The organism is Cryobacterium sp. TMT1-19 (assembly GCF_004403055.1).
GTDB classification, from domain to species: Bacteria; Actinomycetota; Actinomycetes; order Actinomycetales; family Microbacteriaceae; genus Cryobacterium; species Cryobacterium sandaracinum.
Genome location: NZ_SOHB01000067.1, coordinates 18,915 through 42,162, shown reverse-complemented (window position 1 = coordinate 42,162; position 23,248 = coordinate 18,915). Strand labels below are relative to the sequence as shown.

Genomic DNA, 23,248 nt, shown 5'->3' with positions numbered 1-23,248 from the left:
TGCAGTACAACTAAGAGGGTGGCAATTCGATACTGGCTGGGCGTTGCCTCACGCGAACACGTGCTGCGCGCCGTCGCGGTGGGGCTCGTGCAGGCCAGCCACGGGGCCCGGGTGGCGCTCGAGCAGATGGGCGAGTCCGACGGGGTGGTCTACTATTCCCCGAAGACGGACATCGACGGCGACGCGCTGCGCGAGTTCACCGCGATCGGTCGCATCGCCCCCGGAATCGTGCATCAAGGCGAGTCCGCCGCCCCGAGCTCGTACCGCCCGTGGCGACGTCACATCGATTACGAAACGGATGTCGTGGCCGCCTCCATTCGCCCGCTCCTGTCGGTGCTCGAGTTCACCCGCAGCAACCCCGACTGGGGCTACCAGCTGCGCCGGGGGCTGCTCGAGATCTCCCGGCACGACTTCGAGGTGATCCGGCGGCAGATGCGCCGGGAGTAGCGCTGGTACCAGCCGTTCTTCGCCGATGATGCCGAGGCGACCCGTTTCCGCGGCGATTGTGGGTGGGATCGGCGATTTTCAAGGACGTGCCGCCGGGTGCGGCGCCGGGGTGAGGCGCATCCGTTCGGTACACTGAAGGCATGACTGGCGAGTTCTGGTGGGTGCCCTCGGCCGTCGTTTTCGGTGGGGCGGCAGCGGTCGTCGTGGTGATCGTGATGATCATGCGGCGCCGGGTCTGGGCGCGCGCGCGCGTCGACCTCGCTCTGGCCGCGGAGCGCACCCGAGCCGCCGCAATCGCCCTCGTGCGTGCGGATGACCTGATCGAGGTCGCCACCGACGAGCTCGGTTTCGCGGTCGCCCAGTTCGGGGAGAACGCCACCAGCGACTTCGCCGCCGCGCTCGACTCCTCCCGGCGGCAGGTGCGTGACGCGTTCCTGCTGCAGCAGAAGCTCGACGACAGCGTGCCCGACTCCGAGGGTGAGCGTCGCCGCTGGACCGAGGAGATCATCGTGCTCGCCGACGAGGCCGTCAAGCGCCTCGGCGCGGAGACCCGCACTTTCGACTCCCGGCGCGGCGTCGAACGGGATGCCCCGCTGCTGCTTGAGAAATTGCGTCGTCGCCTCGACCGGGTCGCCGACCGCGTCGCGGCCGGCACCGCCAGCCTCTCCCGGCTCAGCCGCACGTATGCCGCGCACGCCCTGGCCCCGATCAGCGGCAACGTCGCCCGCGCCGAAGAGGCCGTCGATGACGCCCGCCGGGCAGCGGATGCCGCGGCCGCCCGTCTCTCCCGCGAAGCCACCGACCCCGTGGGTGACCGGTTGCTCGCGGCCGAGCAGGCCCTGCACCGCGCCGGCACCCTGCTCGACGCGATCGAACAGGGCGAAGACCAGTTGCACGTCGGATTCGCCTCCCTGGCCCGAGCGCTCGACGCGGCGGACGCCGAGCTGGCCGAGGTGCGCGTGCTGCGCGACACCCACGAGGAGACCACGGCCCGCGGCGAACTGAACCGCGTTATTGCGGAGGCCGACCGGGTGGTCGGCGAGCTGCGGCAGCCGTCGCGCTTGAGCGACCCTGCCGCTGACCAGTCCCGACTGCGCACGGCAATGGACGGTCTCGACCTGATCCGTTCCGAGGCCCGCAACCGCCAGTTGCGGCTCGACAACGCCCGTGGCGCGCTGACCGGCGCTCTGTTGGCCGCGCGCAGCCAGATCACCGTGACCCGCGACTTCATCACCGCGCATCCCGGCCGCGTGGGCGCTGTGGCGCGCACCCGCCTCGCGGAGGCCGAACGCAAGCTGAGCCTGGCGGCTTCGGAGGCCGACCCGGTGTCCGCATTGGACACCGCGCGCAGCGCGATGACCCATGCCACGGATGCCGACGCGCTCGCCCGCTTCGACGTCCGGTAGCGCCGCCGCTACCCTTGGGGCGTGAACAAAGACGCGCCCCAACAGAAGTACCAGGTCCGTTTCGATGTCGGCCTGGCCGGGTTCCAGGCTCTGGCCGCCGAGGCCGACGTGGTCATCCTGGCCGACGCTTTGCCGTCGCCCGGCTCCGAGATCGTTCTCCCGACTGCCCTGCACGAGCACCAGGTCATCGCCGCGAGCCTCGCCAATCGCGCGAGCGTGGCCGAATGGGTGCTCGCCCGCCAGGCGGAGAAGGGAGACCGGTTCTCCGTGGCCGTGATCGCCGTGGGCGAGCAACGCCATGGCGGCGCCCCCCGGTTCGCGGTGGAGGACTTCCTCGCCGCCGGCGCCGTGATCGACGCCCTCGCCGCCCGCGGCATCGACCACTGCTCGCCGGAGGCGGCCGCGGCCGCCGCGGGATTCGCGGGTCTCGCGCGGGCCGTGCGGCACCTGGTCACCGCGTCCGAAACCGCCCAGGCGCTCGTCGCCGAGGGGCGGTCGGCCGAGGTGCAGGCTGCGGTAGGTCTCGAGGCCCCGGCAACGCAGGCCCCGGCGACGCAGGCCCCGGCGACGGATGCCCCGGCGCGCTCCCCGGGAATCTCCCGACTGTGGGAATTCGCCTTTCCGGGCTGAGGTTGCACCTGAAGCGGCCTCTGAGCCGAACCCCTCGTTTCATCCTCACTGTTTGAATCTCACTGAAGGAGCAACTCCCATGAAGGCAGTACTCAACGGCACCGTCATCGCCGAAGCACCGCAGGCAGATCTCCTCAAGATCGAGGGCAACTGGTACTTCCCACCGGCGAGCGTGAACTCCGAGTTCCTCGTCGAGAGCCCCACGCAGTACACCTGCTCCTGGAAGGGCGCGTGCCAGTACTTCAGCGTCAAGGACGGCGAGACTCTGCTGCAGGATCGCGCCTTCAGTTACCCGACTCCGCCCTCGGCCTCCTTCGACCGGGTCGGCCAGGACTACAGCAACTACGTCGCCTTCTGGAAAGAAATCCAGGTCTCCGAGTAGCCCGCTCCTGGCCGGACGGCCGGCCCGAGTAATCGGTGGTCGAGCCTGTTGAGACCACAGGGCAGAGCTAGGGCTTCGCCGCCCCCGCAGCCTGTCGCCGGGCGGCGGCCGTGATCTCGCGCCGTGTCCACCGGATCAGGAACCGCTTGTCGAATCCGCGCACGCACAGCCCGCAGGCGAACGCCCGGGTGGGTTGTCGGTAACGGTAGTGCGCGTGGCCGGCCGGGCAGGTGCCGACCCACGGCGCGAGCTCGTCGGCGATCTCGCCGTCGTGCGTGCTCTTGCCGTCATAGCCGAGGTTCCGCGCGATCACCTTCCACTTCGGCCCGTGGCCGGCGCGCGGTCCGGCCAGAGCGTGCGCGACCTCGTGCAGCAGGATCTGGTGCACGTCATCGTCTTCGTAGCGCGCCGCCAGGTAGCGGGACACGGTGATGCGCCGCACGGTGAAGTTGCAGAGCCCCGCTCGCTTCTTCGCGTTGTCGAAGGCGAAGGTCCAGCTGGGATCGAGGTGCAGCGTGATCAACGCGTCCGCCCAGTGCCGCACCCGGTCGAGGTCGGCCATCAGGGTGCCACCGCCACCTGGTAAAGCCGGTCGTCGCCGGAGGAAGGGGTGCCGCGGCCATCCGTATTATTGCTCACGAACCACAGTGTGCCATCGGGCCCCGACACCACATCGCGCAGCCGCCCGAAGCTGTTCCCGAACCAGTCATCGACCTCGCCTGTGGAGGGATCGATGCGCCACAGCCGCTCGCCGCGCAGGGCCGCCATGAAGATGGTGTCGTTCACGATGGCGAGCCCGCTCGGGCTGGCCTCACTGGTGGGCCACTGCTGCTCCGGGTCGAGGTAGCCGGAGTCCGCGCTCTGTCCCCGGCCCTCGACGATCGGCCAGCCGTAGTTGCCGCCCGGGGTGATGAGGTTGAGCTCGTCCCAGGTGTTCTGTCCGAACTCGCTGGCCCAGAGTCGGCCGCTGGAGTCCCAGGCGATCCCCTGCGGGTTGCGGTGGCCGTAGGAGTAGACGAGCGTGCCGAACGGGTTGTCGTCCGGCACGGCGCCGGTCGGCGTCATCCGCAAGATCTTGCCGCCGAGGGAACCCAGGTCCTGGGCGTTCTCGGGGTTCCCGGCGTCGCCGACCGTGGCGTAGAGCAGGCCGTCCGGGCCGAAACCGAGCCGACCGCCGTTGTGGTTACCGGCCTTCGGGATGCCGCCCTGCACCGGTTCGGATGCGCCGAGGGTGTGGCTTCCGACCGTGCCGAGCAGCGGCATCCGTACGATCTTGTTGTCGTCGGCGGACGTGAAGTAGGCGTAGACCCACCCGGTCCCGCCCGGTGCGGCCGGGTCGGCCAGTGCGGCGAGGCCGAGCAGCCCGCCTTCACCGCCCGGGCTCGCCTCGGCGACCCGGCCGGCGTCGCGCAGGCTGCCGTCGGGCAGGAGTTCGCGCATGAGGGTCGTGTCGCGTTCGCTGATCAGGGTGCCGTCGTTCGGCAGGCGCAGGATCGACCAGGGGGCATCCAGCCCGGATGCGACCACGACCGGGGCGTCGACCGGCCGCACCGATGGCCCGGCGGTGCCGGTCGGACCGGGTGCAACGGTGTCGGACGGAACCGGCCGGGCGGGGGTAGAGGTCTCTGCCGCGGGTCCGGGCGCGGTCGCCGTGCACGCGCTGAGCAGCAGGAGCGCGCCCAGGGCCAGCACCCCGGCCGCGCCGCTGCGTGGTGGCATCCGCCCGCTCATCTTCAACCTCCTTCGCACCGGCACGCTCGCCGGCACTGTGTCCAGCATGCCCCGAATTCCTGCTTCGAGGTGAGTGGCCCCTTCCGTGCATAACTCCTGCAAATCGATGTCCGGATGCAGCCGGCCGGTCAATCGCAGGCCGGCCGGCACCCCGCGGCACCGAAGTGCTACTGCTGTAGGCGGGTCTGTCGCCGCTCGGCAATGAAGGACTCGACGACCGCAACGGCTACGAGCGCGCTCTCGAGGAGGGCGGGCGTGGCGCCGGCCTGCTCCCGCAGCGTCACCGAGGCCGTGAAGTCTGCCAGGGCGGCGTCGAGGTCGCCCTGTTCGAAGTGAACCTTGCCGCGGCTTTCCCGGGCGAACGCCGCGACGGCGCCCCACTCGTGCGTCTCGGACTCGAGCACACAATGGGTCAGCTCGGTCACCGCCTCGTCGAGCTTGCCTCGATACTGCTGCACCTGGGCGCGACGGATGCGACTGAACGCGAGTTCTTCCCGCGACCCGGTGAACCGGGACTGGCGCAGCGCAGTGTTCGCCATGTCCCAGGCCTCGTCCAGGCGTCCGGTCAGCCGCAAGAGCACGACCTTCTCGTTGAGGGCGGACAGACTGCGAAGCTCGCCGAGTTCTTCGAGGCGCAGCTCAGCAGCAGAGAGGTCGACTTTCTCACGCAGGGTGACGGCGTCGTAGCCAATGATGATGGGCAGGGTGTGGTCCTGAGGCGAAGGCGGCACATGCCGCGGAGTAAACGTGAACCCAACCAGCGTAGCCGGGCCGGGCCGGGCCGGTCCCCGATCCGGCCCGATCCACCGGCATCCGCCGCCATCTGCCCCGAGCTGCCGGCATCCGTCGCCCTCGTCGCCCCGCCGCGAGCCGCACACGTGGCCAACTCAGGAGATCCCAGCGCGTGAGTACATAAAGCCGCATGAACACGGATGCCCGCAGCACCTTGGCCCCGGATCTCCTGAGTTGGCCACACATCACCCGGCGCGCGACCCCCGGCGCGCGACGCCCGGCGCGTGACCCCCGGCGCGCGGCCCCCGGCGTAACCGCGGCTCAGCTGCCGAGTTGGAACACCGTGCGGCCGGGCAGCGGGGACGGGGTGGCCGTCACATCCGTCGTCACCATCGCGGTCGCCATGAAGTGCGTGAGCTCAGCACCCTCGACCACTTTCGACGGATGCGGCCCGCCCGCCAGCAGCCGCGACACCCAGCTCGTGTCGATGGGGGTGTGCGCGGCAACGAAGACGATATTGCCGAACCGGCGCCCCTTGAGCACCTGGGTCTCCGCGAGGGCGAGCACGTGTCCGAAGACGGCTGACAGCGTCGCGGCCTGTGAGCGGGCGAACGGCAGACCGGGCCCGTCGGCGACGTTCACGACGAGCACCCCGCGCGGCGACAGAAGGGGAGCGGCCAACTCGTAGAACTCGCGGCTGGTCACGTGGGCCGGGGTGCGGGCCCCGGAGAAGATGTCGGCGACGACGAGGTCCACCGCGCCGTGCAGCCCGGCCGGCAGCTTGGCCAGCACCTCGCGGGCATCACCGTGCCGCACGCGCAGCTGCGCCCGCTTGTCCCAGGGCAGCTCACCGCGAACAAAATCGATCAGGTCGCTCTCCAGCTCCACGACCTGCTGGCGGGAGCCCGGCCGGGTCGCCTCCACGTATCGGGGGAGGGTCAGCGCGCCGGCGCCGAGGTGCACGGCGGTGATCGGCTCGCCCACCTCGCCGATCAGGTCGATCACGTGACCGATCCGCTGCACGTATTCGAAGAACAGCTCGCCCGGATCGTCCAGGTTCACGTTCGACTGCGGCGTGCCGTCCACGATCAGGTTGAAGCTGCCCGGGGTGAATCGGTCGGGCTCGATGACAGCATGGTGGCCGCTCAGTTTCAAGGTGATCGACGGATGTTGCGCTACAGGCCTGCTCATCCCTCAAGTCTGCGCCCTCCGCAGTCTGAACCGGAGCGGCCCGAAACCGGGTTATACCTGAGAATTTATGGCACGTCAACAATTGAGTGGACACGGTGAGCTAACCGGCATATAGTTATTCTTTGCGCTCCCAGACTAAACTCTGCCTTCATATTGCGGTCGGCTTTGCGTGCTCAAGCCACCTTGACGCATACCTCGTTCCAGGATTTCAGAACACCGGAATTTCAGAACTCGAGGGTCTGAGGAGTTCGTACTCGGTATTCCTTACTAACAGTGACTAGACCTGACGGGGTCCACGGAGGTTATTTCCTTGGCTGCTGCGCGCAACGCAACCACCAACTCACCCAAGAACGGACGCGCCGCTGGCCGTCTTTCGTTCGCGAAGATCACCGACAATCTGACTGTTCCGGATCTGCTTGCTTTGCAGACCGAGAGCTTCGATTGGCTCGTCGGTAACGACAACTGGAAACAGCGTGTCGCAGAAGGCCAGGCGGCCGGTCGACAGGACCTGCCGACTCGCACCGGGCTCGACGAGATCTTCGAAGAGATCTCACCCATCGAGGACCTCGGCGAAACGATGCAGCTGTCGTTCACCAACCCGGAGCTCGAGCCGGAGAAGTACACCATTGACGAGTGCAAGGAAAAGGGTAAGACCTACTCCGCACCTCTCTATGTGAACGCTGAGTTCATGAACCACCTCACCGGTGAGATCAAGACCCAGACCGTGTTCATGGGTGACTTCCCGCTGATGACCCCCAAGGGCACCTTCGTGATCAACGGCACGGAGCGTGTCGTCGTATCACAGCTGGTCCGCTCCCCGGGCGTTTACTTCGACCGCCAGCAGGAGAAGACGTCCGACAAGGACATCTACTCCGCTCGCGTCATCCCGAGCCGCGGTGCCTGGCTCGAATTCGAGATCGACAAGCGCGACCAGGTCGGCGTTCGCATCGACCGCAAGCGCAAGCAGTCCGTCACCGTCTTCCTCAAGGCCCTCGGCCTCACGAGCGAAGAGATCCTCGAGGAGTTCAAGGGCTTTGCGTCGATCGAGCTCACCCTGGAGAAGGACAACATCCTCACCAAGGAAGAAGCCCTCAAGGACATCTACCGCAAACTGCGTCCGGGCGAGCAGGTTGCCGCCGAGGCCGCGCGTGCGCTCCTCGACAACTTCTTCTTCAACTCCAAGCGCTACGACCTGGCCAAGGTCGGTCGTTACAAGATCAACCGCAAGCTCGGACTCGAAGCGCCGCTCAGCGACTCCGTGCTGACGCTCAAGGACATCCTGGCCACGATCAAGTATCTGGTTGCGCTGCACGACAACCAGACCACGATCGCCGGAGTCCGCGACGGCAAGCAGACCGACATCCGCATCGACATCGACGACATCGACCACTTCGGCAACCGTCGCATCCGTGCCGTCGGCGAGCTCATCCAGAACCAGGTGCGCACCGGCCTGTCCCGCATGGAGCGCGTCGTTCGCGAGCGAATGACCACGCAGGACATCGAAGCGATCACCCCGCAGACCCTGATCAACGTGCGCCCCGTCGTCGCCGCGATCAAGGAGTTCTTCGGTACCAGCCAGCTGTCGCAGTTCATGGACCAGAACAACCCGCTCGCCGGACTGACGCACAAGCGTCGCCTGTCCGCGCTGGGTCCGGGTGGTCTGTCCCGTGACCGTGCCGGCGTCGAGGTGCGAGACGTTCACCCCTCGCACTACGGCCGCATGTGCCCCATCGAAACCCCGGAAGGCCCGAACATCGGCCTGATCGGTTCGCTCGCCTCGTTCGCGCGGATCAACGCCTTCGGTTTCATTGAGACCCCGTACCGCCGCGTCGTCGATGGCAAGGTCATGAACGACCAGATCGACTACCTCACCGCCAGCGAAGAAGACGAGTTCATCGTCGCCCAGGCGAACGCCCCGCTCACCAAGGACTGGCACTTCGCCGACGCCCGTGTTCTCGCCCGCAAGAAGGGTGGAGAGGTCGACCTCTTCCCCGCGGAAGACATTGGCTACATGGATGTTTCGCCTCGCCAGATGGTGTCCGTCGCCACCTCGCTCATCCCGTTCCTCGAGCACGACGATGCGAACCGCGCCCTCATGGGTGCCAACATGCAGCGTCAGGCCGTCCCGCTCCTGATGAGCGAGAGCCCGCTCGTCGGTACCGGCATGGAGGTCTTTGCGGCCATCGACGCCGGTGACGTGCTCACCGCCGACAAGGCCGGCGTGGTGATGGAGGTTTCGGCCGATGTCGTCACCATCCAGCTCGACGAGGGTGGCACGCAGGAGTACTACCTGCGCAAGTTCGCGCGCTCCAACCAAGGCACCAGCTACAACCACCGCGTCATCGTGCAGGCCGGCGAGCGGATCGAAGTCGGCGAAGTCATCGCCGATGGCCCCGCCACCGAAAACGGAGAACTCGCTCTCGGCAAGAACCTGCTCGTCGCGTTCATGCCGTGGGAAGGCTACAACTTCGAGGACGCGATCATCCTGAGCCAGAACCTGGTCAAGGACGACACCCTCTCGTCGATTCACATCGAGGAATACGAGGTTGACGCTCGCGACACCAAGCTGGGCAAGGAAGAGATCACTCGCGACCTGCCCAACGTGTCGCCTGATCTGCTCGCCGACCTCGACGAACGCGGCATCATCCGGATCGGTGCCGAGGTTCGCCCCGGCGACATCCTCGTCGGCAAGGTCACGCCCAAGGGCGAGACCGAGCTGTCCGCCGAGGAGCGCCTGCTGCGTGCCATCTTCAACGAGAAGAGCCGCGAAGTTCGCGACACGAGCCTCAAGGTTCCCCACGGTGAGCGCGGCACCATCATCGGTGTCAAGGTCTTTGACTCGCAGGACGGCGACGACGAGCTCGGCTCGGGCGTCAACCAGCGCGTCGCGGTCTTCATCGCGCAGAAGCGCAAGATCACCGAGGGTGACAAGCTCGCCGGCCGTCACGGCAACAAGGGTGTCATCTCCCGCATCCTGCCGATCGAGGACATGCCGTTCCTCGCCGACGGAACCCCGGTCGATATCATCCTCAACCCGCTGGGCATCCCGGGCCGCATGAACTTCGGTCAGGTCCTGGAAACCCACCTGGGCTGGATCGCCAAGCAGGGCTGGCAGGTGGAAGGCAAGCCCAAGTGGGCCGGCCGTCTGCCCGAGGCCGCGCACAGCGCAGCTCCGAACACCAAGGTCGCGACCCCGGTATTCGACGGCGCGCTCGAGGTCGAGATCGAGGGTCTCCTCGACTCGACGACCCCGACTCGTGACGGCGACCGCCTGATTGACCGCACCGGTAAGACCCAGTTGTTCGACGGCCGCTCCGGCGAGCCGTTCCCCAACCCGGTTTCCGTGGGCTACATGTACATCCTGAAGCTGCACCACCTTGTCGATGACAAGATCCACGCCCGTTCCACCGGCCCCTACTCCATGATCACGCAGCAGCCGCTGGGTGGTAAGGCGCAGTTCGGCGGACAGCGTTTCGGTGAGATGGAGGTGTGGGCGCTCGAAGCATACGGAGCCGCTTATGCCCTGCAGGAACTCCTGACCATCAAGAGCGATGACATCCTCGGCCGGGTGAAGGTCTACGAGGCCATCGTCAAGGGCGAGAACATTCAGGAGCCGGGTATCCCCGAGAGCTTCAAGGTTCTGATCAAGGAAATGCAGTCGCTGTGCCTGAACGTCGAGGTGCTGTCGAGCGACGGTACCGCCGTCAGCCTGCGCGACACGGATGACGAGGTGTTCCGCGCTGCGGAAGAGCTCGGCATCAACATTTCCACCCGGTTTGAGTCGTCTTCGATCGACGACATCTAGGCCCGGCCGATGACGAACACTTCGAATACTTTCCAAGGAGAGAAATTGCTCGACGTAACCACATTTGACGAGCTTCGCATTGGCCTTGCGACCGCCGACGACATCCGTCGCTGGTCTCACGGTGAGGTCAAGAAGCCCGAAACCATCAACTACCGCACGCTCAAGCCGGAAAAAGACGGCCTGTTCGGCGAGCAGATCTTCGGCCCGTCCAGGGACTGGGAATGCTCATGCGGCAAGTACAAGCGAGTGCGCTTCAAAGGCATCGTCTGCGAGCGCTGCGGCGTCGAGGTCACGAAGTCGTCGGTGCGCCGTGAGCGCATGGGTCACATCGAGCTCGCCGCCCCGGTCACCCACATCTGGTACTTCAAGGGTGTCCCCTCGCGTCTCGGCTACCTGCTGGACATGGCTCCGAAGGACCTCGAAAAGGTCATCTACTTCGCCGCGTACATGGTCATCACGGTTGACGAAGACGGCCGCCACCAGGACATGCCCGGCCTTGAGAACGAGCTCCGCCTCGAGATCAAGACCATCGAGGGCCAGCGCGATTCCCGCATCGCCGACCGTCTGCAGCGCCTGGAAACCGACCTCGCAGCACTGGAGGCCGAAGGCGCCAAGAGCGACCAGAAGAAGCGCACCAAGGACGCCGCCGAAAAGGAGATGAGCCAGGTCCGCAAGTCTCTCGACGAGCAGATCGCTCACCTCGAGCGCGTGTGGGAAGACTTCCGCACCCTCAAGGTCGGCGACCTAAAGCCCGAAGACTCCGTTTTCCACGAGCTGCAGGACCGTTTCGGCATGTACTTCGAGGCCTACATGGGCGCCGAAGCCATCAAGAAGCGCCTGCTGGCCTTCGACCTGGTCACCGAGAGCGAAAACCTGCACCTGCAGATCGCCGAGGGCAAGGGACAGAAGAAGATCCGTGCGATCAAGCGCCTCCGCGTGGTCAACGCGTTCATCATCACCGGCAACTCGCCGGCCGCGATGGTGCTCGACGTCGTCCCCGTGATTCCGCCCGAACTGCGCCCGATGGTGCAGCTCGACGGTGGCCGCTTCGCGACCTCCGACCTCAACGACCTCTACCGTCGCGTGATCAACCGCAACAACCGCCTGCGTCGTCTGCTTGACCTCGGTGCCCCCGAGATCATTGTGAACAACGAGAAGCGGATGCTGCAGGAGGCCGTTGACGCGCTCTTCGACAACGGTCGTCGTGGCCGCCCCGTCACGGGTACCGGTAACCGCGCCCTCAAGTCACTGAGCGACATGCTCAAGGGCAAGCAGGGTCGTTTCCGTCAGAACCTGCTCGGCAAGCGCGTCGACTACTCCGGCCGTTCGGTCATCGTCGTCGGCCCGCAGCTCAAGCTGCACCAGTGTGGTCTGCCCAAGCAGATGGCACTCGAGCTGTTCAAGCCGTTCGTGATCAAGCGCCTGATCGACCTGAGCCACGCTCAGAACATCAAGGCCGCCAAGCGCATGGTCGAACGTTCACGCCCGCAGGTCTGGGACGTGCTCGAGGAGATCATCCGCGAGCGCCCCGTGCTGCTGAACCGGGCACCGACGCTTCACCGCCTCGGCATCCAGGCGTTCGAGCCTCAGCTCGTGGAGGGTAAGGCGATCCAGCTGCACCCTCTCGTCTGTGCCGCGTTCAACGCCGACTTCGACGGTGACCAGATGGCAGTTCACCTGCCGCTGTCGATGGAAGCCCAGGCCGAAGCGCGCATCCTGATGCTCGCCTCGAACAACATTCTGAAGCCGTCTGACGGTCGCCCGGTGACCCTGCCCACCCAGGACATGATCATCGGTCTGCACCACCTGACCACGCTCAAGGAAGGCGTCATCGGCGAGGGCCGGGCGTTCTCCTCGATCGCGGAAGCGATTCTCGCTTTCGACCAGAAGAAGGACGCGAACCAGGGCCTCGACCTGAACGCCAAGGTGCGCATCCGTCTGGCCGACAAGTACTTTGAGGAGGGCACGCAGCCCGAAGGCGTCGAACTCGTCAACGGCCAGGCCGTCGGAACCGTGTTGGTGACCACCACGCTCGGCCGCGCGATCTTCAACGAGGCCATGCCGGTTGACTACCCGTACTTCGAAAAGGTCGCCGACAAGGGCAGCCTCTCGGCGATCGTCAACGACCTCGCCGAACGGTACCCGAAGGTGGAAGTCGCCGCGACGCTTGACCGCGTCAAGGACGCCGGTTTTTACTGGGCCACCCGGTCCGGTGTGACCGTGGCGCTCAGCGACATCCTGACCCCGCCGAACAAGCCGCAGATCGTTGCCGGCTATGAGAAGCAGGCCGCCAAGGTGCAGTCGCAGTTCGAGAAGGGTCTCACGACCGACCTCGAGCGTCGCCAGGAGCTCATCCAGATCTGGACCAAGGCAACCGAAGACGTTGCCGCGGCCATGCAGGAGAACTTCCCGGCCGACAACACCATCAACCGCATGGTCACCTCCGGTGCCCGTGGTAACTGGCTGCAGGTGCGGAACATCGCCGGTATGCGAGGCCTGGTCAACAACCCGAAGGGTGAGATCATTCCTCGCCCGATCATCTCGAGCTACCGCGAAGGCCTGTCCGTCGCCGAGTACTTCATTGCTACTCACGGTGCTCGTAAGGGTCTGGCCGACACGGCTCTGCGTACCGCCGACTCCGGGTACCTCACACGTCGTCTCGTGGACGTCTCGCAGGATGTCATCATCCGCGAAGACGACTGTGGCACGACCAAGGGTCTGGAACTGCCGATCGCCGAGGTCAACCCGATGGGCGATCTCGTCCGCCACCCCAACGTGGAGAACGCGGTCTACGCTCGCAGCCTGGCCACCCCGGCGGTCAACGCCAAGGGTGAGATCGTGGCTGACGCCGGCGACGACGTGGGTGACGTGCTCATCGACAAGCTGGTCGAGGCCGGTGTCGAGACCATCAAGGTGCGCTCGGTGCTGACCTGTGAGTCGGCCGTCGGAGTGTGTGCGGTCTGCTACGGCCGCTCGCTCGCCACCGGGCTACTCGTCGACATCGGTGAGGCCGTCGGTATCATCGCCGCACAGTCCATCGGTGAACCGGGTACCCAGCTCACGATGCGTACCTTCCACACCGGTGGATCGGCATCCGCCGACGACATCACCCAGGGTCTGCCTCGTGTGCAGGAACTGTTTGAGGCCCGTACCCCCAAGGGTGCGTCGCCGATCGTCGACACCGCCGGTCGCATCACCATCGAGGACACCGACCGCAGCCGGAAGGTCATCCTGACCCCCGACAACGGCGATGAGCCGATTGCCTACCCGGTGCTCAAGCGCTCCACTCTCCTCGTCGAGGATGGCCAGCATGTCGAGCTCGGCACGCAGATCATCATCGGCGCCGTCGACCCGAAGGAAGTTCTTCGCGTCAAGGGTGTTCGCGCCGTGCAGAAGCACATCGTCGGTGGCGTGCAGGATGTCTACCGGTCGCAGGGTGTGCCGATTCACGACAAGCACATCGAGGTCATCGTTCGCCAGATGCTGCGCAAGGTGACCGTCGTCGAGCACGGCGACACCGGCCTGCTCCCCGGCGAGCTCGTTGACCGGTTGAAGTACAACGACCTCAACCGCACCGCGCTCACCGAGGGCAAGAAGACGGCGTCGGCTCGTCAAGAAGTCATGGGTATCACCAAGGCTTCGTTGGCGACCGAGTCCTGGCTGTCGGCCGCTTCCTTCCAGGAGACCACCCGGGTTCTGACCCAGGCGGCCATGGAAGGCAAGAGCGACCCGCTGATGGGCCTCAAGGAGAACGTGATCATCGGTAAGTTGATCCCGGCCGGCACCGGTCTTCCCCGCTACCGCGACGTCACCGTCGAGGCAACGGATGAAGCTAAGGCTGAGCGTTACCCGAACCGCATCTTCACCGATGATGCAGCGTTCAACGAGGGTGACCTGAGCTTCGTCGACTTCGACAGCTTTTCGTCGGATGACTTCACCCCCGGCACCTACAACTAGTCACTAGCGATAGGTTCCATGGACGGCCTCCTGCCTCGGCAGGGGGCCGTCCTCCGTTAAGCCCGTTCGCCCCCGCTGGTCGAGCCTGTCGAGACCCGAGCCTGTCGAGACCCGCGATAGGCTGGTCCAGAATCTTTCTGGGGGTATCGCATGGGTGCAGGTCCGGTGTCCGCTTCGGCAATGACGCGTCGACGGATGTGGGTGCTCCTCGGCGCCGTCGGCTCCCTGCTGGTCATCGCCCTCATTGTCCTGCTCATTGTCTGGCGGGGCGGCGCGGGCGCGCCGGAGGGAGAGGCGGTCGGGCGGCCGCAGCCGCACTCGTCCCCTGCTCCCCTGGCCCTCGCGAGTGTGCCTGCTCCGACGGCCACGACGGATGGGCCGCATCCGTCGACCTGTGATGAGCTCTACAGCCCGGCGATCGTGGCCGCTTTCGGTGACCTGGTGCTCAACCCGGCCTGGGTCGCTGAGGAGAACTCGGACGTCAACCGCGGGTCCGGCGACCCGGAGTTGATCGCCCTGATCGACGCTGCCGGGGAGCGCCTCACCTGCGTGTGGGCGAACGCCAACGGCGGGTCCGGCCTGGGACTCACCACGGAGCTGGTGTGGGTGACCCCGGAACAGTCGGCTCAGATTCAAAGCCGGCTGACCGCCGCAGGAATGAACTGCTACGAGGAACTCGGCGGAATGCGTTGCCTCATCGAGACAACCGAGGATGGTGAACTCGTCGGTGAGTCGCACTTTCTTCGCGACGACATCTGGCTGGCCACTAGATATGTCAATACCGGACCGGACGGCTACACGCACGACATCATCGCCAACGTGTGGGCCGACGAGTAGTCGCCGGGGATATCCGCAATCCGCGCACAAAGTAGGGTAGAAGCAACGACCGGCAGACCTGCTTTTCGGGAGCAGAGGAACAGCATGCGGTTGGTCGGGCAGCTTGGTGGGGCGCTAGTCGGTGCCATGGGTCTCCTGGTGCTGGTCAGTTGGTACGTCGGAGCGGGCGCCCTGCCGCCCGTGCTCCGCGACCTGCTGGCGATGAAGCCGATGGCAGCCCTGGGGCTCGTGCTGGTGGCGGTTGCCGTGCTGGCCGTCGATCGTCGCAGGCTGACCGTGACCCTGGGTCTGCTGGCACTGATGATTGGCGCCCTCACAATCGCGGAGTTCGTCGTCGGCCGATCACTCGGCATCGATGTGCTCCTGCCGGGAATCGACTTCGGCGGGCGGTCGGAGCGGATGGCGCCGTCCACGTCGGTGGCGCTGGTCCTGCTCGGTGCGTCCGTCATCGCCAGCCGGGCCGCTCGATCCGCCGTGATGCTCGGCTTCGCATTCGCGGCTCTGGGCGTCAGCCTGGTCGCGATCCTGGGTTATGCCTATGGCGTCTCCTCGCTGTATTCGCTGGGCGGCTACACGAGTATGGCCTGGCAGACGGCCCTGGGCGTCGGAATCCTCGCCACGGCCCTGTTGATTCAGCGCCCCGATGCCGGTCTGATCGGCCTCTTCCGAGGCGGTGGCAGTGCGGGTCGGCTCCTCCGCCAGGTCATTCCATTCCTGGTTCTGGGACCGTTCATCCTCGGTTGGCTGCGGCTGTGGGGACAGCGCCAGGGCTGGTACGACACGGCCTTCGGCGTCGCCATCCTGATCCTCGGCATGACAGTGCTCAGCTGCGTGCTGGCGTGGGTCGCTGCCCGCCGGCTGCGTGACCTCGATCGTCAGCGTGATGGCGCGATGCAGGCTCTCGCTGAGGCCAACCACACGTTGGAGGCGACGGTCGAGAACCGAACCCGCCAGCTCGCGGAGACGGCCGACACGCTGCACACCCTCATCAAGATCGCACCCGTTGGAATCGTGCAGATGGATGCCGCGGGCGGGCTCGTGTCCGCCAACGACCAGTGGCTGGCACTCAGCGGCCTCACGAAGAGTCAGTCGCGCCGCGACGGCTGGGCCACCGCGCTCCATCCGGACGACGCGGAACGGGTGCTCCTCAGTTGGGAAGCGAGCGCCGCAGCCGGCAAGCCCTACGAAACCACCCTGCGGTTCCGCACCCCTGAGGGCCACATCAACTGGGTGCAGGTGAACACCGCCCCGATGCGTGATGAGAAGGGCATCATCGGGCACCTGGCCAGCGTCACCGATGTCACCGCGCAGCGTGAGGCCGAGAACGCGGCTACGGCCGCCGCGGCCCGGTTCGAGGCTGCCTTCGCTTCCTCGCCGTTGGGAACGGCTATCGTGACGCTCGACGGACAGGTAGTGGCCGCCAACAGGCGGCTCCTGGAACTGGCGGGTCACCAGAACCCGCTCGTCAGCGCCCATATCGAGACGATCTTCATGCCGGCTGAGGACGGTGACGATGAGGAGTCGGAGAGCGCTGCCCTGGAAGGTCCGTCGACCCGACAACGCATCGACCGACGGATGCGCCGCGAAGGCAATCAGGAAACCTGGGTCAAGGTCAGCATCGCCGAGATCTTCGAGGGCGACCAGGCCGGGGGACTGCTGTACCAGCTGGAGGACATCACCGCCCGACGCCTGGCCGAGGCGCGGGTTGAGCACCTGGCATTCCACGACCCGCTGACGAACCTGCCCAACCGTCTGCTACTGCTCGACCGGTTGAAGCAGGCGCTTCTGCAGGCGTCGCGCCAGGGTCGCGGCGTTGCGGTGCTATTCATCGACCTCGACCGGTTCAAGTTCGTCAATGACAGCCTTGGGCACCACGCCGGTGACACAGTGCTGAACGAGGTTGCCATCCGCCTCCGGCAAAGCATCCGGGCCGGCGACACGGTGTCCCGGATCGGAGGCGACGAGTTCGTCGTGATCTGCCCGGATGTCGGTGGCAGCGAGGATGTGCACCGGATCGCCGATTCGATCCAGGCGGCCATCGCGCGGCCGATCACGATCGGCGACCAGTCGGCATCCGTCGACGCCAGCATCGGGATTGCTTTCGGCCTCGGGCACGACGATGCCGAACTGCTCCTGCGCAATGCGGATCAGGCCATGTACCTGGCGAAGGACCGCGGGCGCGCCCGGTACGAGGTCTTCGACGACGACCTGCGGTACCGCATCCATCAGCGGCTCGACAGCGAGTTGGCCCTGCGCGACGCGGTGGAACTGGGCCAGATCGAATCCTGGTATCAGCCGATCGTGGATCTGCAGGACCACAAGGTGGTGGCGACCGAGGCTTTGGCACGCTGGCGGAGGCCCGAGCGCGGGCTCGTGATGCCGGGTGACTTCATTGCTCTCGCCGAGGAAGTGGGTCTGATCAAGGGAATCGGATCGACGGTGCTCGGCCAGGCGTGCGTGGCGGCCACGGGGCTGGCTCAGGGGATGGCGGTCAGCGTCAACGTGTCCGCGCGGCAATTCGTGCAGGATGACTTCGGTGACGTCGTCAAGCGGGCCCTCGCCGAGTCGGGTCTGCCGCCGGAACAGCTCTGGCTGGAGCTGACCGAGAGCGCGGTGCTCGACGCCATCGATTCCGCGGCCCGGACCTTCCAGGAACTGCGGAGCCTCGGCGTGCGGCTGGCCATCGACGACTTCGGCACGGGGTATTCGTCTTTCACCCACCTGCGCGCGTTCACGGTTGACCTGCTCAAGATCGACCTGACGTTCATTCGCGACGTCGAGAGCTCCGATCATGATCGCGCGATCGTGGAGGGAATCCTGCGTCTGGCCGATTCCCTGAACCTGGATGTCGTCGCCGAGGGCATCGAGACGACGAGCCAGCGGGACCTGCTGAGATCCATGGGCTGCCGCTTCGGCCAGGGCTATCTGTTCTCCAAGCCCACGCCGTCCGTGCATCCCGAGGTACAGTTCGCCCACTAGCCCTGGCGCTCTGCGGTGCCTGGGGCGGAGGGTGATGTCGCAGCCGCCCTATGAGAGTGCCACTGCTCGGCCTTATCCCGTCGGGTTCGCCCGGTCGAATTGAAGGCCGGCCTCGTAGCCCACCCAGCGTCGTTTCACCCACCGCACCTCGGCCACCTCCGGCTGTGCCAGGCTTCCGGGGATCTCGACGATGACGAGCGCTCCCGGTTTTAGACGGTGGCGGAGCGATAGGCGGCACCCGCCGAAGCCGATGTCCTCGACCGCTGCCGTGAGCGCCCCGGGATCCCGATCCAGGGATTCCACTTCCGGATGATCGACGACGTCGAGTGCCAGCCCTCCCGCCGCGGCGGTGGGCACGCGGTCGACGGCGAACGCGGCCTCACGTTCCCGGGCGAGTTCGAGAGCTGGGCCGCGCTCGAAGAGGGTGACGAGATGCAGAACAGCCGACGAGCTGGTAGCCATCCGAACCTGGGCGCGCCGCCAGGGAAGCGTGGGCGTTGTGGCCCCACGTACTGCACGCCAGCCGGCAGTGGCGAGGTAGGCCTTCTCCTCCTCGTCTCCCCGGACCCAGTTCGGTGATTCGGTGATCACCTGTACCAGGTCCACGGTCTGCTCCGGGGTGAGCGGATCGAAACGGAAGCCGATCGTCACACCGTCCGAGGAGTTCACGATCCAGCTGCCTATTCCGGGCAGTTCGCCGACCTCAGGGATCTGAAGAGCGGTGACCGACGATGCCTTGGAGGCGAAGCCCTTCGGGTCGAGCCGCTCCGACCAGGGAATGGATATGCGTGTCCCCATCAGGCTCAGGTCGACGAGTTCACCCGGGTGAGCGCCAAAATTCTGGAAGGCTGCGGTCACCGGTGTACTCATCGGCGTGCGCTCGGCTGACCGAAGGCGTGGACGCTCAACGCACAGAGTGACGGCCAGCACCAGGCCGACCACGAAGTACAGGCACCAGAAGACGTTGATGTATAGCGCGCTCGTGTTGGCGAGTTCCGGGCTGAGGAAGATTCCTCGCACCAGGCCGACGGCCGCCAGGGTCAGAAGCACCAGGTGGGGGAGCGCGATTCGCCAGTGGAAGACCTGTTCTTTCAGGCCAACGCCCTTGGGGGTGACGTTGAAGGCTTTGACTCGCAGGCCCAGCGTCTCAGCTGCCGCGGAGAGCGCGATGGCGGGGGTCAACGCCAATTCGTAGATGTTGCTCCAGGAATGGCTCCGGCGACGTCAGACGATGATGGCGAAGCACAGCATCACGCAGAGATAGGTGGGCAGCCAGAAGATAAGCAGGGCCTCCACGCTCGTGTCCAGGGCGACCACCCCGAAGAGGAGGAAGAGCAGCGGGGTAATGATGTAGATCAGCTTGAAAACCCCGAAGTACCAGTAGACGACCGCATCGGAATAGAGCCACCTCTGCATGAGTGTGAGTCCGGGCAGGGTCAGTGGGTTCCACTTGCGGGCCGTCTGGATGTTGCCGCGGCACCAGCGGTCACGCTGCTTGAGCATGTCGGCCAGGTTCTCCGGGGCCAGCCCGGCCGCAATGATGTCCGGCACGAATTCGGTCCGGTACTTGGCCCCCTGGATCAGGAGGCCCGTGGCGAGATCCTCCGTGATCACACCTACTGCAAATCCGCCCACGCTTTCCAAAGCCGAGCGGCGGAACATCGTGTTGCTCCCCACGTACATCCTTGCATTGAAGCGTGATTTGCCGGCCTGCAGGGTACGCATGAAGAAGTCCTGCTCGTTCGGCAAAGCCTGACCGGAGAACAGGTTGTACTGGAACGGGTCCTCGTTGTAGAACGCTTGGGGCGCCTGGACGAAGCCCAGCTCGGGGTCCTGAAAACGACCGACGGTGCGCTCCAGGAAGTCCGGCCGGGGAACCATGTCCGCGTCCAGGGTCACGATCAGGTCCCCGTCGCTCCGCCCAAGCGCGTTGTTGAGGTTGCCGGCTTTGGCGTGAGCGTGGTCAGGCCGGATGAGATGGATGGCCCCGTACTCTTCGGCAAGTTGGCGCACTTCCTCACGCGCGCCGTCATCGCAGACGAAAACGCGAACGCCGTCGGTCGGATAGCGCATGCCCACGGCGCCGGCGATGGTCATCCGGAGCATTGACACGGGCTCGTTGTAGGAGGCAATGAACACGTCGACCCGCGGGAGCTCGTCTGCTGGCGGCGACGGCACAGTGCGCCCGGCGTATGGGGTCCAGAGGGTGACATACACCGCCAGCGATTGTGCGAATCCGAGTACTTCGACCGTCAACAGCAGAATGCCGGTCGCAGTGTTCCACCAGGCGTCGGACGGGATGGTGAACATCACGCGCCACGTGAGGTAGATGATTCGCACGACAATGGTGATCACGATGGCGGTCTTGTGCCCGAAGCCGGGGCGCCGGCGGGAACCGATCCAAAGCGTTTCCATCACGACCAGAATCAAGGCCGGATAGACAAGCATCCAGTGCCAATTTTCAATCATCATGCAGCCCCCTGGTCGTTCCTAGGGAAAACCTGACAGTGCTGGTTCAGAATCGGTGAGCATCAGAATTTTCGGTTTTTCGGGGGTTTTGGTGATTGCAGGAGGGCGTTCTTGCCGGGCAGGGCCGCCGGAGTCTGCAAGCCATTGGTCGAGGTGGTGGGCTTCGGTCCAGGCGGGTGGGCGTTCGTAGCCGGGCCAGCGGCATTCGACGTAGCGGGCCACGATTCCCGCGCGTTGCTTCTCGGTGAAGAGGCTCTGCGCGAGGCCGACGTTGACGCATTGTCCGTCGTCGAGAAGTGTGACTGGACTACAGGCCCGACCTCTTACTCGGCAACGCCACCAGCGTCTGCTCTGGATCGACCTCGACCGGTGGCCCAAGCCAGTACTGCGTTCCGGTGCGGCTGATCGTCCAGTGCTGGTTGTGCAGCAGCAAATGGTGGGGGTGGCACAGCAGCACTCCGTCGGCGAGGTCCGTATACCCGTTGTTTTTGAGCCACTCGTTGATGTGATGCGCTTCTGCCCACGCTGGCGGTTTCTCACAGTCGACCCAGAGACATCCGCCGTCGCGTACCGCCATTGCGGCGCGCTGTTTCTCGGTGAAGAGTCGTTCGTCGCGGCCGACGTTGATGATCTGGCCGTTGTCGTCGAATTTGATGCCGCGGGTCCCGGTGTCGCAGAGCAGCCGGTCGATGGTCTCCTGCGAGATCGGGACCGGGTTGCCCTCGATCTGCCCGTGGCCGGCCGGTGCGGCCGGCTGCCGCGCCTCTGCTTCCTGCGCGTCTGCTTCCGGCTTGAGCGCCTTTTCGGTCACGATCACGCGCACCGAGGGGCGGCGCCCGCCGAAGACCCGGCCCGGGTCGGCCTCGCCGGCGATCTTCAGCAGCTGCACCAGAGAGTCAGCGGCGATCTGCTCGGTGCTGCGCGGGTCCTCCTGCATCCTCCTGGCCCAGGCCGCCCGCTCTGCGTCCACGAATCGCACCCCGCCGCGGCGCGGGCCCGTGATCGAGTCGAACGTGGAGAGCATGAACTCGCCGTCTTCGGGGGCAAACAGCCCGCTGAGTCGTACGTTGCCGTTGCCCAGCCGGTAGACCCGCAGGTAGCGGTCGTCGGAGGCCTGCTTCTCCCGGGCGGCGATGCCTGCCTCGTCAAGCCGGTCGCGCATCCGTCTCGCCCGTTTGAACACCTGATCGGCATTCAGCGACGACGCCTCCGCCAGGAGCGCCTCCAGCGCCACCGCGAGCTTCTCGGCGGTGACCGAGGCGTCGATCTCGCCCAGCCCCGCACGGATCGACTCGGCCGCGTCGACGGAAAGGGTTCCGGCGGTGACGGCCCGGGCGATCGGTGCCTGCCACGGCACCTTCGCCTCGAATTCGGCGACCTCGGCGGCATCCCTGTCGGGCGAGGAGAGCGCCGCCTCGACGAGCCTGTCGGCCGCCTCGGCATCGGCCATCATGGTGCCGACTGCGACCAGCTTGTAGGCGTCGCCCTTGGACGAGCCGGTCGAGTTCTGGATCAGGGCCACCGGCGAGAGGTACCCCTGCTGCGCCGCCAGGCCCGAGTGCCCGAGCTCCGGTCGGGAACGCTCGGCGATGGTCGCCGCCATCCAGGCGGCATAGGTATCGACGAGACGGCGGATCGAAGCGATTCGCTTCTGACCGACCAACACCTCGGCATCAGGAAGGGCCGCGAAGTCAGCGCATGACGAGCCCAGCAGGGCCACGGCATCGACCGCCTGCCTGAGGTCTTCCGCGAGGTTTGTCATGTTAAGAGAATACCCCAGCCCGCATCTAGTGTCGAGAGTTACTCACATAAATTACAGGAATAATCGAATATATCTCTGACCAACTCCGGCCGCTCCGAAGCCGTGCAAGGCCGCCGGTTGCCTCAATGGAGACCCCGCCTATGGTGGAGGGCACAACCTCGGAGGATGTGCCGATGAGGCCAGAGAATGCGCCCGAGAACGAGAACGCCGCCGGGCATGAGCCCCCGACGTCGGGCCGGCCGGCAGCCGGTCGCCGGGCCTGGACCGGGCTGGCCGTCCTCGGAGCCGCACTCCTTGTGATCCTCGTGGTGGCAGTGGTCTGGCGGAGCGGTGAGGGTTTCCCGGGCCCAGGCGAGACCACCGGAACCGCCACCGTGACGCCCGCCCCGACCAACGCACCCACCGCTACGGGTTCTCCGACCACCACCACGCCCCCGGTAACCCTCAAGCCGACGCAATCCGCACCTGGGCAGACCGCGGCGCCGGTCGTTCCACGTCCGACCGCGTGCACGCAGCTCCACAGCCCGGCCATGGTCGAGGCGCTCGGCGACCTGACCCTGAACCCCGTCTGGAGCCAGGACCCGGATGCCGGCGTGTCCCACGGCACCGACGATGCCGAGCTGCGCGTCCAGATCGACGTTCTCGACCACCTGACCTGCGTCTGGGCGAGCCCGTACGGGGATCCGACACCGGGATCATCACCACCGTGGTCTGGGTGACCCCGGAACAGAGCGCCGCGGTGGAGGCCCGGCTCGTCGCAAACGGACTGGAGCGCTTCACCCAGTCGGAGGGCCGCCGCTGCGTCATCCAGACGACACGGCAGACGGCGCTTTCGGTGAGTCCCACTTTCTGAGGGGCGGCATCTGGCTCGCCACGAAGTACACGAATGCCGGCCCGCTGGGCTACACACAGAACATCAT

Annotated in this window: 18 protein-coding genes; 11 read left to right on the top strand and 7 right to left on the bottom strand. The window is 66.1% G+C overall.

Features of this window, described 5'->3' with window-relative positions:
- Positions 1–18 precede the first annotated feature (18 nt).
- The 4 genes from E3T40_RS15195 to E3T40_RS15180 all read left to right on the top strand — a co-directional run bounded on the left by E3T40_RS15195 (position 19) and on the right by E3T40_RS15180 (position 2,865).
- Positions 19–447 (top strand): EVE domain-containing protein, encoded by a 429-nt coding sequence (locus tag E3T40_RS15195; protein ID WP_241981804.1) that lies wholly within the window; start codon positions 19–21, stop codon positions 445–447.
- Between the two features lie 140 nt (positions 448–587).
- Positions 588–1,853, top strand: a complete 1,266-nt coding sequence (locus E3T40_RS15190) for a hypothetical protein (protein ID WP_134544623.1) — start codon at positions 588–590, stop codon at positions 1,851–1,853.
- Positions 1,854–1,874: 21 nt separating this feature from the next.
- A complete protein-coding gene (locus E3T40_RS15185; protein WP_104194990.1) occupies positions 1,875–2,483 on the top strand; it encodes a 2-phosphosulfolactate phosphatase in 609 nt (202 codons plus the stop codon).
- Between the two features lie 79 nt (positions 2,484–2,562).
- Positions 2,563–2,865, top strand: coding sequence for a DUF427 domain-containing protein (locus E3T40_RS15180; protein ID WP_134544620.1), 303 nt, complete (start codon positions 2,563–2,565; stop codon positions 2,863–2,865).
- Positions 2,866–2,932: 67 nt separating this feature from the next.
- Here the strand turns inward: E3T40_RS15180 and E3T40_RS15175 are convergent, their stop codons facing one another.
- From E3T40_RS15175 to E3T40_RS15165, 3 genes are all read right to left on the bottom strand, one after another.
- Positions 2,933–3,427, bottom strand: coding sequence for a SprT-like domain-containing protein (locus E3T40_RS15175; protein ID WP_104171732.1), 495 nt, complete (start codon positions 3,425–3,427; stop codon positions 2,933–2,935).
- A complete protein-coding gene (locus E3T40_RS15170) occupies positions 3,427–4,644 on the bottom strand; it encodes a sorbosone dehydrogenase family protein (RefSeq protein WP_241981803.1) in 1,218 nt (405 codons plus the stop codon). The genes E3T40_RS15175 and E3T40_RS15170 overlap by 1 nt, the downstream gene beginning before the upstream one ends.
- Positions 4,645–4,763: 119 nt before the next feature.
- The gene (locus E3T40_RS15165) at positions 4,764–5,327 is read right to left on the bottom strand and encodes a hypothetical protein (protein WP_233194147.1); all 564 of its coding nucleotides are present in this window, start codon (positions 5,325–5,327) and stop codon (positions 4,764–4,766) included.
- On the opposite strand from E3T40_RS15165, the gene E3T40_RS16460 reads away from it, so the two are divergent.
- On the top strand, positions 5,328–5,504 hold the full coding sequence (locus E3T40_RS16460; protein WP_166786660.1) for a hypothetical protein: 177 nt from the start codon (positions 5,328–5,330) through the stop codon (positions 5,502–5,504).
- A 145-nt stretch (positions 5,505–5,649) separates the two neighbouring features.
- Here E3T40_RS16460 and E3T40_RS15160 read toward each other — a convergent pair whose 3' ends face one another.
- Positions 5,650–6,519, bottom strand: a complete 870-nt coding sequence (locus E3T40_RS15160) for a spermidine synthase (RefSeq protein WP_134544617.1) — start codon at positions 6,517–6,519, stop codon at positions 5,650–5,652.
- 310 nt (positions 6,520–6,829) lie between these two features.
- On the opposite strand from E3T40_RS15160, the gene rpoB reads away from it, so the two are divergent.
- The 4 genes from rpoB (at position 6,830) to E3T40_RS15140 (ending at position 18,097) form a co-directional block, all read left to right on the top strand.
- Positions 6,830–10,324, top strand: coding sequence for a DNA-directed RNA polymerase subunit beta (gene rpoB, locus E3T40_RS15155; RefSeq protein ID WP_104100993.1), 3,495 nt, complete (start codon positions 6,830–6,832; stop codon positions 10,322–10,324).
- A 45-nt stretch (positions 10,325–10,369) separates the two neighbouring features.
- Entirely contained in the window at positions 10,370–14,281 is a 3,912-nt protein-coding gene (locus E3T40_RS15150) for a DNA-directed RNA polymerase subunit beta' (protein ID WP_104100992.1), read from the top strand.
- Positions 14,282–14,461: 180 nt separating this feature from the next.
- Positions 14,462–15,118 (top strand): hypothetical protein, encoded by a 657-nt coding sequence (locus tag E3T40_RS15145; RefSeq protein WP_134544614.1) that lies wholly within the window; start codon positions 14,462–14,464, stop codon positions 15,116–15,118.
- 84 nt (positions 15,119–15,202) lie between these two features.
- On the top strand, positions 15,203–18,097 hold the full coding sequence (locus E3T40_RS15140; protein WP_134544611.1) for a bifunctional diguanylate cyclase/phosphodiesterase: 2,895 nt from the start codon (positions 15,203–15,205) through the stop codon (positions 18,095–18,097).
- Between the two features lie 72 nt (positions 18,098–18,169).
- On the opposite strand, the gene E3T40_RS15135 is transcribed toward E3T40_RS15140, so the two are convergent.
- The 3 genes from E3T40_RS15135 to E3T40_RS15125 all read right to left on the bottom strand — a co-directional run bounded on the left by E3T40_RS15135 (position 18,170) and on the right by E3T40_RS15125 (position 22,328).
- The gene (locus E3T40_RS15135) at positions 18,170–19,285 is read right to left on the bottom strand and encodes a PilZ domain-containing protein (protein ID WP_134544609.1); all 1,116 of its coding nucleotides are present in this window, start codon (positions 19,283–19,285) and stop codon (positions 18,170–18,172) included.
- 36 nt (positions 19,286–19,321) lie between these two features.
- Positions 19,322–20,569, bottom strand: a complete 1,248-nt coding sequence (locus E3T40_RS15130) for a glycosyltransferase family 2 protein (RefSeq protein ID WP_134544606.1) — start codon at positions 20,567–20,569, stop codon at positions 19,322–19,324.
- A gap of 304 nt (positions 20,570–20,873) precedes the next feature.
- Positions 20,874–22,328 carry a DUF222 domain-containing protein gene (locus E3T40_RS15125; RefSeq protein WP_134544603.1) on the bottom strand — a complete coding sequence of 485 codons (1,455 nt, stop codon included), beginning with the start codon at positions 22,326–22,328 and terminating at the stop codon, positions 20,874–20,876.
- Between the two features lie 173 nt (positions 22,329–22,501).
- Between E3T40_RS15125 and E3T40_RS15120 the strand changes: the two genes are divergently transcribed.
- Both E3T40_RS15120 and E3T40_RS16455 read left to right on the top strand, forming a co-directional pair.
- Positions 22,502–23,047, top strand: coding sequence for a hypothetical protein (locus tag E3T40_RS15120; protein ID WP_134544600.1), 546 nt, complete (start codon positions 22,502–22,504; stop codon positions 23,045–23,047).
- On the top strand, positions 23,044–23,181 hold the full coding sequence (locus tag E3T40_RS16455; protein ID WP_166786659.1) for a hypothetical protein: 138 nt from the start codon (positions 23,044–23,046) through the stop codon (positions 23,179–23,181). The genes E3T40_RS15120 and E3T40_RS16455 overlap by 4 nt, the downstream gene beginning before the upstream one ends.
- The last annotated feature ends 67 nt before the right edge of the window (positions 23,182–23,248 follow it).

Excerpts from the sequence above, each read along its gene's own strand:
- E3T40_RS15170 (WP_241981803.1), bottom strand. The coding sequence starts at position 4,644 with ATGCTGGACACAGTGCCGGCGAGCGTGCCGGTGCGAAGGAGGTTGAAG.
- E3T40_RS15190 (WP_134544623.1), top strand. The coding sequence starts at position 588 with ATGACTGGCGAGTTCTGGTGGGTGCCCTCGGCCGTCGTTTTCGGTGGG.
- E3T40_RS15145 (WP_134544614.1), top strand. The coding sequence starts at position 14,462 with ATGACGCGTCGACGGATGTGGGTGCTCCTCGGCGCCGTCGGCTCCCTG.
- E3T40_RS15180 (WP_134544620.1), top strand. The coding sequence starts at position 2,563 with ATGAAGGCAGTACTCAACGGCACCGTCATCGCCGAAGCACCGCAGGCA.
- E3T40_RS15175 (WP_104171732.1), bottom strand. The coding sequence starts at position 3,427 with ATGGCCGACCTCGACCGGGTGCGGCACTGGGCGGACGCGTTGATCACG.
- E3T40_RS16460 (WP_166786660.1), top strand. The coding sequence starts at position 5,328 with ATGCCGCGGAGTAAACGTGAACCCAACCAGCGTAGCCGGGCCGGGCCG.
- E3T40_RS15140 (WP_134544611.1), top strand. The coding sequence starts at position 15,203 with ATGCGGTTGGTCGGGCAGCTTGGTGGGGCGCTAGTCGGTGCCATGGGT.
- E3T40_RS15130 (WP_134544606.1), bottom strand. The coding sequence starts at position 20,569 with ATGATGATTGAAAATTGGCACTGGATGCTTGTCTATCCGGCCTTGATT.
- E3T40_RS15125 (WP_134544603.1), bottom strand. The coding sequence starts at position 22,328 with ATGACAAACCTCGCGGAAGACCTCAGGCAGGCGGTCGATGCCGTGGCC.
- E3T40_RS15160 (WP_134544617.1), bottom strand. The coding sequence starts at position 6,519 with ATGAGCAGGCCTGTAGCGCAACATCCGTCGATCACCTTGAAACTGAGC.
- E3T40_RS15120 (WP_134544600.1), top strand. The coding sequence starts at position 22,502 with ATGAGGCCAGAGAATGCGCCCGAGAACGAGAACGCCGCCGGGCATGAG.